The organism is Mycoplasma sp. 06067-C1-B144P-99-0482-3, assembly GCF_051053925.1.
Lineage (GTDB): Bacteria > Bacillota_I > Bacilli_A > Mycoplasmatales > Mycoplasmataceae > Mycoplasma > Mycoplasma leachii.
Window position 1 is genome coordinate 953,004 of the sequence record NZ_CP144017.1, and the last position, 12,100, is coordinate 965,103.

Genomic DNA, 12,100 nt, shown 5'->3' on the forward strand with positions numbered 1-12,100 from the left:
ACTCCCTTTTAAATAAAAAAATAAACACTATTTTATAACATAGTGTTTGTAATGATGCTTATTGTTAATGCTATTATAAAAAATATAATTCCTAAAACCAGCATTCAAATAGAAAGAGTTTTATCTAACCCACGTTCTTTTGAATTAGAAAACAATTCTTCGTTTCCACCATTTAAAGCACTCAGTCCAGTTTGAGATTGTTTATTTTGTAATAAACCTATAGCAATCATTATAAATGCAATAATGAAAATAAAGATTTCAAAACCTAAGATTAGTTGTTGAGCTAATTTAGTTGTTGAAGCTAATAGATTTATCATAAAAACCTCCAAAATATTACTATATAATAATATCTCAAAATAAGTTAAATTTAAATAAATACTCTTAATCATTGAATAAATATCTTTTTATTACATAGCATAAAATTTATAAAAAATCTATTAAAAACCTCACCTTTTCAATTTCTGAAAAATGTTTTTTTAGATGAAATACTTTTTAAGTGGTTAAAAATTTATAGGCTTAAATTTATAATATAATGAGTTTACATGACAAAAAAAGAAAGGATAAATTACAATGGCTAAAGAACAAAAGTATTATCAAGAATCAGTTTCACCAATCGAATTTGTTAAAAATAATTTCAAAGGAAATTTAAGATCAGTTAACTGAAATGTTATTAATGATGAAAAAGATTTAGAAGTGTGAAATAGAATTACTCAAAACTTTTGATTACCAGAAAAAATTCCAGTATCAAATGATTTATCATCATGAAGAAGTTTATCTGCTGAATGACAACAATTAGTTACTAGAACTTTTACAGGTTTGACTTTATTAGATACAGTTCAAGCAACAGTTGGAGATGTTGCTCAAATTGAACACTCACTAACTGATCATGAACAAGTAATTTATTCTAATTTTGCTTTTATGGTTGGTGTTCATGCTCGTTCTTATGGAACTATTTTTTCAACATTATGTTCAAGTGAACAAATAGAAGAAGCTCACGAATGAGTTGTTAAGACTGAATCATTACAAAAAAGAGCAAAAGCTTTAATTCCTTATTATGCTGGAACTGACCCATTAAAATCTAAAGTAGCTGCTGCTTTAATGCCTGGATTTTTATTATATGGGGGATTTTATTTACCATTTTATTTATCTTCTAGAGCTAAATTACCAAATACTTCAGATATTGTAAGACTAATTTTAAGAGATAAAGTAATTCATAATTACTATAGTGGTTATAAATATCAAAAAAAAGTAGCTAAATTATCAGTTGAAAAACAAGCAGAAATGAAAGAATTTGTTTTTAAATTATTGTATGAATTAATTGATTTAGAAACCGCTTATTTAAAAGAGCTGTATGCTGGTTTTGATATTGCTGATGATGCTATTAGATTTAGTGTATATAATGCTGGTAAGTTCTTACAAAACTTGGGATATGATTCACCATTTAGTGAAGAAGAAACTAGAATTGAACCAGAAATTTTTAATCAATTATCTGCAAGAGCTGATGAAAATCATGATTTCTTTTCTGGAAATGGTTCTTCATATGTGATGGGAGTTTCAGTTGAAACAGAAGATGAAGATTGAGAATTTTAGGAGTATATTATGCATTCAAATGTTAAAAAGGTTACAGATAAAGATGTAATTAAACCAGTTGGTGTGCCTTTTGTAGTTTATTTTTCTTCAATTTCAAATAATACACATAGATTTATTCAAAAATTAGAAATAGAAAATTTAAGAATCCCTTATGAAATAGAACAATCAATTAGTGTTGATCGTGATTATGTTTTAGTTACACCAACTTATAGTGGTGGGGGAGAGTATGTTGAAGGTGCAGTGCCAAAACAAGTGATTAAGTTTTTAAATAATAAACAAAATAGAAGTTTTTGTAGAGGGGTTATATCATCTGGTAACACTAATTTTGGTGATACTTTTGGAATTGCTGGACCAATTATTTCTAAAAAGCTAAATGTTCCTTTTTTATACCAATTTGAATTATTAGGAACACAACATGATGTTAGTCAAATAAAGCAAATACTATTTAGGTTTTGAGAGGATGGTAATAATGAACGAAAATAAAAACACAATTGTTTTAGGTGATGTTGATGATGAATATATTAAATTAAATGCTAGATCTAAGATTTTTTCAAAAGATCAAGACAATTTCCAATTAGATGTTAAAGCAGCTGAATTATATTTAAAAAATTATATTGAACCTAGAATGAAAAAGTTTTCTAGTCTAAAAGAAAGACTAGATTATTTGTTAGAAAATCAGTATTATGATTCAGAAATTTTAAATAAATATAGTTTTGATCAAATTAGTCAATTAAATGATTATGCTTATTCATTTAACCATCATTTTCCAAGTTTTATGGGAGCTTTAAAATTCTTTAATGCTTATGGATTAAAAACTTTTGATACTACAATGTATTTAGAAACTTATACAGATAGAGTATTAATGAATGTTCTATTTTTAGGTAATGGTAATTTTAATAAAGCAAAAAACTTATTAAAAGATATGATGTTAGGTAGATTTCAACCAGCAACACCTACTTTTTTAAATGCAGCTAAAAAGCATAGAGGAGAGTATGTGTCTTGTTATTTATTAAGAACTGAAGATAATATGGAATCAATTTGTAGAACAATTTCAACTTCACTACAACTTTCAAAAAGAGGCGGAGGAGTTGCAATTTGTTTAACCAATTTACGTGAAACAGGTTCTCCTATTAAAAATATTTCAGGTCTAAGTTCAGGACCAATTCCAGTTATGAAGATTTTAGAAGATTCATTTACTTATGCTGATCAACTAGGTCAACGTCAAGGAGCTGGAGCTGTTTATATTTCAGCACATCATCCAGATATTATTTCAGTTCTAGATACTAAAAGAGAAAATGCTGATGAAAAGATTAGGATTAAATCTTTATCATTAGGATTAGTAATTCCAGATATTACTTTTGAATTAGCTAGAGATAATAAAGATATGGCTTTATTTAGCCCTTATGATGTTCAAAAGACATATGGTAATCCATTATCAGATATTTCAATTACTGAAAAATATTATGAAATGTTAGAAAATCCTAATATTAAAAAAACATATATTAGTGCTAGAAAATTCTTTTTAACTGTTGCTGAACTACATTTTGAAAGTGGATATCCATATATTTTATTTGAAGATACTGTTAATAGAAGAAATGCTCATGATAAAAAGGGAAGAATTATTATGAGTAATTTATGTAGTGAAATTGTTCAAGTAAGTACAGCAAGTGAATATAGTTCTGATTTATCATTTATAAAAACTGGAGAAGATATTTGTTGTAATTTAGGTAGTTTAAATATTGATAAAATGATGAAATCAGGAAAAGAATTTTCAGATTCTATTTATAATGCAATTTCTGCTTTAGATATAGTTTCAAGAAATTCAGATTTAAGTGCATCTCCTTCAATTAAAAAAGGAAATGCTGAAAATCATGCCGTTGGATTGGGAGCTATGAATCTACATGGATTTTTAGCAACTAATAAGATTATGTATGACTCACCTGAAGCTGTTGATTTTACTAATATGTTTTTTTATACAGTTGCTTATAACGCTTTTAAAGCTTCAAATAAATTAGCTAAAGAATTTGAAAAATTTGCTTCATTTGATCAATCAAGATTTGCTGATGGTTCTTGATTTGATAAATATACTAAATGTGAATTTGATAAATGAACACCACAAACAAATAGAGTAAAAGAATTATTTAAAGATTATGATGTTCAAATTCCAAGTCAAGCTGATTGAATTCAATTAGTTGAAGAAATTAAAAAAACAGGTTTAGCAAATTCACATTTAATGGCAGTTGCTCCAACTGGATCAATTAGTTATTTATCATCATGTACCCCTTCACTACAACCAGTAGTTTCAACAGTTGAAGTTAGAAAAGAAGGAAAATTAGGAAGAGTTTATGTTCCAGCATATCAAATTAATTTTGATAATATGGGATATTATGCAATGGGTGCTTATGAATTAGGACCAGATCCAATTATTAATATTGCTGCAGCAGCTCAACAGCATGTTGATCAAGCAATTTCACTAACTTTATTTATGACTGATAAAGCAACAACTAGAGATTTAAACAGAGCATATGTTAATGCCTTTAAACAAGGTTGTTCTTCAATTTATTATGTAAGAATTCGTCAAGATGTTTTAGAAGATAGTGAAAACTATGAATGTGATGCATGTAAAATTTAAAAAAAAAATTAATATCTAAAAAAACAAATTAATTTACAATATTTGACAAATATAACTAGGCTATGCCACATTAAAAATATAAATATCTTGTATATTTATAAGATTGGCAGTGTGGTTCTTGCTGGCTCTGGGTGATAGTAGATCCCGAAAGACGGAGATTGAACCAAAAAACAACTCTTTTTATAAGAGTTGTTTTTTTATCTTTTTTGCTTTTTTGTTTTTAGTGCAAAACAAGGTTATCAATAATTGCTTTTTTGTTATTATTATTTATGAAATGAGGTAATTATGGATAATAAAGATATTTATGTTTTTGGTCTTTCAGCAAGTCAGCAATTAGCAAAAGAAGTGTGTCATTTTTTAGGTGTTGAGCAAAAAGTTGTAAAAACTACTAGGTTTGCAGATGGTGAAATTTTAGTTGAATCAATTGATTCAGTAAGAGGAAAAGAAATCTATGTTATTCAATCAACATCAATGCCAGTTAATGAAAATTTAATGGAATTATTAATTGCTATTGATGCTTTTAAAAGAGGTAGTGCAGAAAAAATTAATGTAGTTATTCCTTATTATGGATATGCAAGACAAGATAGAAAAGCAAAAGGTAGACAACCAATTACAGCCAAATTAGTAGCAGATTTACTAACAAAAGCAGGAGCTGATCGTGTAATTGTTTTTGATATTCATTCTACTCAAGCAATGGGATTTTTTGATGTACCAATGGATAATTTTCACACTTCACAAAGTCTAGCAAATGAAATAGTTGATACTATTATTAGAGAAAAGTTTGATCCTGAAAAATGTATTTTAGTATCACCAGATTATGGAGGATTAAATAGAGTTCATAAAGTTGATTCATATACAACTAATATGACTAATGGCATTGCTGTTATTGGAAAAAGAAGACCTGAACCTAATAAAGCTGAAGTTGAATTTGTTTTAGGAGATATTGATGGAAAAACTTGTTTTGTAATAGATGACATGATTGATACTGGTGGAACTATTATTAGTGGAGCTAAAGCATTAAAAGCAAATGGAGCAAAAGATGTTTATATTTTTGCTTGTCATGGTTTATTTAATGGTTCTGCTAAAGAAAGAATGACTCAAGCTATTAAAGATGGTATTGTAAAAAATGTTGTTGTAACTAATACTGTTGAAATTCCACAAGAAAGACATTTTGAGGGACTAAAAATTGTTTCAGTTGCCCCATTATTAGCAAATATGATTAAAGAATCACAAGAACATCATTCTTTAACAGAAGTTTATAATAAAAACAAAGATGAAATTCAGTTAAAAATTCAAGATTTCATGAATAATAAAAACTAAATTTTTGCTAAAAATTATTAAAATAATATTTGTAAAATTTATAAAAATAGCATTATTATTTTTATTAGGTTTATATTTTAAAAATAAAAAGATAATGTAAATATTAAATTTATAAAGATTATTAAATAATTTGAAAAAAGTTTGGCTTGTTATATAAAAAAACATTAAATTATATTGATTTATTTATAAGTTGCTAAAATAATATAAAAATTAAAGAGTCTTTTAAATGTTTTATTATAAGACATATATAGTCTTATGTATTAATATTTTTTAAACAAATAAAAGAATAATAAAGCTATTGTTGTAATTTAAAGAACTATTAGAATTAAAAAAATGTAAATAAGGAAAGTTAATGAAAGTAATAATTGGATTAGGAAATATTGGAAAAGAGTATGAAAAAACTAGACATAACGCTGGTTTTATAGCTATTGATCTTTTATTAGAAAAGTATAAATATAATTCTGTAAAAGAAGAATTTAATTCACTAGTTTACACATCTATTATCAATAATCAAAAAGTGTTGTTTGTAAAACCTTTAACTTTTATCAACAATTCAGGATTAGCAGTTAGACAAATTATTAATTTTTATAAAATAGATTTAAATGATCTAATAGTTATTCATGATGATAAAGATCTAAATATATCTAGAATCCAATTTAAAAAAGATGGTTCATCAGCAGGACATAATGGAATTAAATCAATTATTAATAATTTAAACACACAAGATTTTTATAGATTAAGAATTGGAATAAATAAACCAGCAAATCAATGAAAAATAATTGATTGGGTATTATCAAAGTTCAGTGATGATGAATTAAATTTATTAAAAGAATCTTTTGTTAATAAAAATGAATTTATAAATGATTTTACTAATAATAAAACTTTTACTTATTTAATGAATAAATATAATTAGACTTCGTATTAAACGAAGTTTTTTATTATTAATTAGTAAAATTGGTTCAGTCTTGTTATTGTAGATTACTAATTAGGAATATTAAAAAGGATATTGTTATAATAAGATTAACAAAAGAAAGGTTCTTATTATGAAAGTTATTTTTTTAAAAGATGTACCAGGTCAGGGTAAAAAAAATGAAATAAAAGAAGTTAGTGACGGGTATGCTAGAAATTATTTATTACCAAATCAATTAGTAAAAATTGCTACAAATAATAGTGTTAAAACTTTAAATGAACATTTAAAAGCAGATCAAGAAGAAAAAGAATTAGCAAAAGCCCAAACTAAACAAATTAAAAAAACTCTTGAAGAATTGACACTTCATTTTAAATTACAAACTAATGATGATAAAGTATTTGGAAGTATTTCAAGTCAAGATATTGTTAATCAATTAAAAGATGTTCATAGAATTGAACTAGATAAAAAGAAATTTATTCGCTTTAAAAATATTAATAAAATTGGAATTAATTATATAAAAGTAAAACTAGATTTTGGTATTGAAGCAATAATCAAAATTGATGTTAAGGAAGTTTAAAATGAAAAAAGAATTATCAATTACAGAATTACTATATGCAGAGCGTTTTGTTTTAGGTGTAGCTATGAGTTTTTCTAATGCTCTTGCAGATATTATTTCAGTTTTAAAAGTTGATGATTTTTCAATTGAGGCAAATAAATATATTTATCAAGCAATTATAGATTTAAATAACAAAAATAAATCTGTTTCTCCAATTTCAGTGATTAATAGATTAGAAGCTATTAATAAATTAGATAAAGTTGGTGGAGATATTGTTGTTTATGAAATAGCTGCTGAAAACTATACAGATCAAGGTTTAGAAGAATATATAGATGTTATTCATAGATCTGGAGTTGTTAGAAAGCTTGATGCAGTTATTAAAGAATTAGAATTAAAAAGAAATAATGGAAATACTGATGTTGATGAATTATTAAAAGTTGCTCAGACTAAACTTTTAGATATTGATCTTTCTATTAAAAGATTTGAAATTGAAGCTGTTGGAGATGTTGCTAAGAGAGTTGTTGAAAAAATTAAAGAACTTGAAATGAAAGCTGAGATTATTTCAGGAGTTCCAACTGGATATAATTATTTAGATTTAATTACTTCAGGTTGACAAGAATCAGATTTTATTATTTTAGCTGCTCGTCCTAGTGTTGGAAAAACTGCTTTTTCTTTAAACTTAGCTTTTAATGCTGCTATGAAAAAATACCCTGTTGCTTTTTTTTCACTAGAAATGCCTGCTGAACAATTAACCCAACGTTTATTTACTAGACTTACAAGTATTGATTCAACTAATTTAAGAACAGGTAAAGGTTTAAGTAAACTTAATTGAGAAAGAATTCAAGCAACTAAAGAAAAACTAGAAGATATTCCAATTTATATTGATGCTACTCCTGGTATTTCAACTCAAGAAATTAGATCTAAACTTTATAAAATGAAAAGAGATCATGATATTAAATTGTGTGTAATAGATTATTTACAATTAATAGTTGGTTCACAAAATAAAGATAGACAGAATGAAGTTAGTGAAATTTCAAGACAATTAAAACAAATTGCAAGAGAAACTTCAATTCCAATTATTTGTTTATCACAATTAAGCCGTAGAGCTGAAACTAGAGAAGACAAACGTCCTATGCTTTCAGATTTAAGAGATTCTGGTGCTATTGAACAAGATGCAGATATTGTTGCGTTTTTATACCGTGATGATTATTATAAAAAAAATCAATCTGATAATCAGTCTAATTTAGAAAAAGAAAAAACTGAGCTAATTTTAGCAAAGCACAGAAATGGTGCTACTGGAACAGTTTTTTTAAGATTTATTAAAGATTTTGGTGTGTTTAGAGATTGATAATAGAAAAAAGACTTAATTTTGTTATAATATTTTGATGTATTATATTCTGAAAAAGGAGAAAAAGATGAAAAAGTTATTAGGAGTATTAATGTTTGGATCTATAACAGTTTTTCCTACATTAACAGTAATTTCATGTTCTACTACAAAAACACATACTATAACAACTAGTTTTAATAGTGATATTAAAGTTGATAAGTATGTTTGAAAAGATAATAAATTTACAACTGAAGAACAATCAACTAATATTCAAGATATTACAAAGTCTTTAAATGGATCAACTAATGCATATACTAGTACTATTTCTGATGTTTTAAACTTATTAACTAGAAATATTCAAGAAGTAAGAAATTTAAAAGAATCTTATGACCTGTTTAGAGGTAATGCTGAAAATACTAGTGTTTTAGGATATTATACTGGAGCTGATTCTAAACAAAAGAAAATAACTCAACAAGAATTTTATAAAAATTTAGATGATTCAAATACTCACATTTCTTCTTTAAAGGGTCTTTTACAATTTAGAGAATTTGTTAATAACAATAAAAACTCATCTATTGTAAGTTCATGAACAAAAAGTTTAAAAGATGATGCTGAACAAGTTAAAAAATGAGATGAAAATTTTGTAAAAAATCTTAATAATATTGTAAATTCATCAACTGATAACAAAATTAAAGATGTTAAATTAGTATCAAAAGTTTCTAAAACAAATTCATCATTTTTTACTTTTGAACAAGATGTTAAAACAACACCAACTAGTTTATCTTCTATTTCTTTAAGTGAACAAAATAATGGCGTAATTGGAGATATTAAAGATTTAAAAGAACATAATGCTTATGTTTTTGGAACATCACTTACAAATGATCCTTTTGGAATGAGTATTGTTGGAGATAATAAGGGACCAGATATTAAAAGTCTAAAACTAACTATTAACTATTCATCAACAAAATTAAATAAAAAAGATAGCTCATATGTTAATTTAGCTGATAATGGAAATAGTAGCAAATTTATTTATAATATTAATCAAAAATGAGAATTAAGTTCAGAACATAATTTCTATTATATGGCTAAAGATGCTGAAACTTTGGAATTACAAATAACTCATAGTATAAATAATAAAGATTTTACATTTTATGTACAATTTGGTGGGTTAAGAAAAGTTTATACTCCTTTAATTGAAACTTATGTTCCAAAAACTAAAAATGATGATAAAAAACATTCATTTGTAGGTTGAACATTTAATTCATATAGATTTAGTAATGATTATTCAAAAGGAGTTAATACACCCTATAGATTTAAAGATATTTCTTTAAAAATTTCAGATAAGAAAATAAATGGAACAGTTGCTAACAAATAATAATAAAACAACTTTAATAAATTCAATAATAAGGTAAAATAAATAATAAGTTAATCAAGTGTGGGATAATTTACCACACTTTTATAATGTGATGCTTATATATTGATTCAATAGAAAAGAAGGTAAGTTATGGATAAATTTAGACATTTATTACTAGATAGTAATAATTTAGCAATTACTTCATTATGTATAACTTTATCTGCTCTTTTTATTTATTCAATTTTTAAACTAGTTAGAGTTCATTTCAAAAATTATAGTAGCGGTTTTAGAATTAGTAGTAAAGTTAAATTTAGTACAAGAAAAATCACATACTTAGCAATGATGGTTGGAGTTTCAGTTGCAACAACAACTGTTATTTCTTTAACATTACCAATTACGGTTTTACCACCAATTAGAGTAGCTTTTGAAGGAGTTATGATTAAAATCACAGGAATGATTTTTGGTCCTTTTGTTGGTTTAACTGTTGGAATTGTTACTGAATTATTAACGTTAATGTTTGTTCCTTCATATATTCATGTAGCTTATCTTATTGTTGCTTTTTCTTTTGGTTTTTGATCAGGAATGACTTCTTATGCCTTTAAATTAAAAAAGAATTGATTAACTTTAGTATTTGTTACTGTGTTTTTATTAATATCTGCTGGTATTATGTTTTGACTAATGCAAGGAATGAAAGAAATTAATCCAGAAACTTCACTATTTGGTGTTAAAATACCTGCTGATATTTATCCGTTTTTATTTTTAATAATGATTTCTATTACACTAATTTTTATTTATGGAATTGTTTTAGTATTACATATTAGAAAAAGACAAAAATGATTAGAAGTAATGTTACCAATAATTTTATTATGTGTTATTAGTGAAATTTTGGTTACTGTTTTAGTTGCGGCTTGAGGAGATTATCAAATGTTTGGATTAAGAAACTCTTCAGGTTCTGAAAATCCATTTATTACTATGGTTGTAGTAAGAATTATTCAAATACCAATTAAGATCTTTTTTAATACTGCTATTCTAACTACTGTTTATATTGTTTTAAGACCTCTAATTAAAGTTAAATAGGAGTTTTTATGCAACTATATGATTCATTATCTAAAACAAAAAAGAATTTAAATAAAAAAACTATTAATTTATATTGTTGTGGACCTACTGTTTATAACTACATTCATATAGGAAATGCTCGTCCAGTTATTTTAGTTGATGTTTTAATTAGATATTTAAAAAGTAGAAACATTAAAATTAATTATTTACAAAACATTACTGATATTGATGACAAAATCATTTTAAAAGCTTTAGATAATAATTTAACTGAATTAGAAATTTCTCAAAAATACACTAAAGCTTATTTAAATGATTTAGAATCTTTAAATATTAATCAACCTGACAAAATCATTTTGATCAGTGAGAAAATGAATGAAATGATTAAATTTATAAAAGATTTAGTTAATATTAAAGCTGCTTATGAACTTGAGGGTGATGTTTATTTTAATATTAAAAAATATCAAAATGAATATTGTAAATTATCTGGATATAAATTAGATGAATTAATTAGTGGTAAAAGAATTGAGATTGATTCTAAAAAAGATTATAGTTTAGATTTTAGTTTGTGAAAAAAAACTGAAATAGGAATTAAATGAGATTCAGTTTTTGGTCTAGGTAGACCTGGTTGACACACTGAATGTGTGCTTTTAATTGATGAGTATTTTAATCATCAAACTATAGATATTCATGTTGGTGGAATTGATTTAAAATTCCCTCATCATGAAAATGAAAGAATTCAGTTTATTGCAAAAAATAATAAAGAACTTGCTAATATTTGATTACATAATGGACATTTACAAATTAATAATGAAAAGATGTCTAAATCTTTAGGTAATGTAATTTTAGTAAAAGACTTTATTAAAAAGTATAACAAAAATACTTTACGTTGAATTTTTTTAACAACAAATTATACTCAACCTTTAAATATAAGTGATGATTTAATTTATCAAGCTAATAAATTTTTTGAAAAATTAACTAATTTAAGTAAAAAAACAATTCAATTTATTATTAAAAATGATTTAGAAATTGAATTGATTAATCAATCTGAATATATAGATCAATTTAATAATTATATGGATGATGATTTAAATACTTCTTTAGTTTTATCTTTAATTGATTCATTAATAAAACAAATAAATAAGAATATACTTGACAATAAATTTGAAGACTTTAACTTATTAATTAGTTCATTAAGTTATATATTAGATGTTTTAGGATTTAAAAATGTATTTAATTACAATTTTAAAAAAGAAGCTAAAAAATTATTTTTAAAATGACAACAATTAGTTAAAAACAAAGAGTTTGATAAAGCTGATCTTATTAGAAAAGATTTAATAGAACAAGGAATCTTATAA

The 12,100-nt window shown here is 24.7% G+C and carries 11 protein-coding genes; 10 read left to right on the top strand and 1 reads right to left on the bottom strand.

What is annotated here, in order from left to right; translation table 4 throughout:
- Positions 1 to 32: 32 nt before the first annotated feature.
- Positions 33 to 317: a preprotein translocase subunit SecG gene (secG, locus tag V2P32_RS04195; RefSeq protein WP_013729883.1), complete on the bottom strand. Its 285-nt coding sequence runs from the start codon at positions 315 to 317 to the stop codon at positions 33 to 35.
- 253 nt (positions 318 to 570) lie between these two features.
- Between secG and nrdF the strand changes: the two genes are divergently transcribed.
- The 10 genes from nrdF (at position 571) to cysS (ending at position 12,100) form a co-directional block, all read left to right on the top strand.
- Positions 571 to 1,590: a class 1b ribonucleoside-diphosphate reductase subunit beta gene (gene nrdF / locus V2P32_RS04200; protein WP_434343445.1), complete on the top strand. Its 1,020-nt coding sequence runs from the start codon at positions 571 to 573 to the stop codon at positions 1,588 to 1,590.
- A 9-nt stretch (positions 1,591 to 1,599) separates the two neighbouring features.
- A complete protein-coding gene (nrdI, locus tag V2P32_RS04205; protein WP_013447462.1) occupies positions 1,600 to 2,073 on the top strand; it encodes a class Ib ribonucleoside-diphosphate reductase assembly flavoprotein NrdI in 474 nt (157 codons plus the stop codon).
- Positions 2,060 to 4,222, top strand: a complete 2,163-nt coding sequence (nrdE, locus tag V2P32_RS04210; protein WP_434343446.1) for a class 1b ribonucleoside-diphosphate reductase subunit alpha — start codon at positions 2,060 to 2,062, stop codon at positions 4,220 to 4,222. Before nrdI ends, nrdE begins: the two co-directional genes overlap by 14 nt.
- A gap of 285 nt (positions 4,223 to 4,507) precedes the next feature.
- The gene (locus V2P32_RS04215) at positions 4,508 to 5,542 is read left to right on the top strand and encodes a ribose-phosphate diphosphokinase (RefSeq protein WP_434343447.1); all 1,035 of its coding nucleotides are present in this window, start codon (positions 4,508 to 4,510) and stop codon (positions 5,540 to 5,542) included.
- A gap of 352 nt (positions 5,543 to 5,894) precedes the next feature.
- Positions 5,895 to 6,455, top strand: a complete 561-nt coding sequence (pth, locus tag V2P32_RS04220) for an aminoacyl-tRNA hydrolase (protein WP_434343448.1) — start codon at positions 5,895 to 5,897, stop codon at positions 6,453 to 6,455.
- A gap of 130 nt (positions 6,456 to 6,585) precedes the next feature.
- Positions 6,586 to 7,029, top strand: coding sequence for a 50S ribosomal protein L9 (gene rplI / locus V2P32_RS04225; protein WP_013447466.1), 444 nt, complete (start codon positions 6,586 to 6,588; stop codon positions 7,027 to 7,029).
- Position 7,030: 1 nt separating this feature from the next.
- Positions 7,031 to 8,359 (top strand): replicative DNA helicase, encoded by a 1,329-nt coding sequence (gene dnaB, locus V2P32_RS04230; protein WP_107670023.1) that lies wholly within the window; start codon positions 7,031 to 7,033, stop codon positions 8,357 to 8,359.
- 64 nt (positions 8,360 to 8,423) lie between these two features.
- Positions 8,424 to 9,710 carry a lipoprotein gene (locus V2P32_RS04235; RefSeq protein ID WP_434343449.1) on the top strand — a complete coding sequence of 429 codons (1,287 nt, stop codon included), beginning with the start codon at positions 8,424 to 8,426 and terminating at the stop codon, positions 9,708 to 9,710.
- Positions 9,711 to 9,839: 129 nt separating this feature from the next.
- Positions 9,840 to 10,766 (top strand): ECF transporter S component, encoded by a 927-nt coding sequence (locus tag V2P32_RS04240; RefSeq protein ID WP_434325937.1) that lies wholly within the window; start codon positions 9,840 to 9,842, stop codon positions 10,764 to 10,766.
- An 8-nt stretch (positions 10,767 to 10,774) separates the two neighbouring features.
- Entirely contained in the window at positions 10,775 to 12,100 is a 1,326-nt protein-coding gene (gene cysS / locus V2P32_RS04245; protein WP_434343450.1) for a cysteine--tRNA ligase, read from the top strand.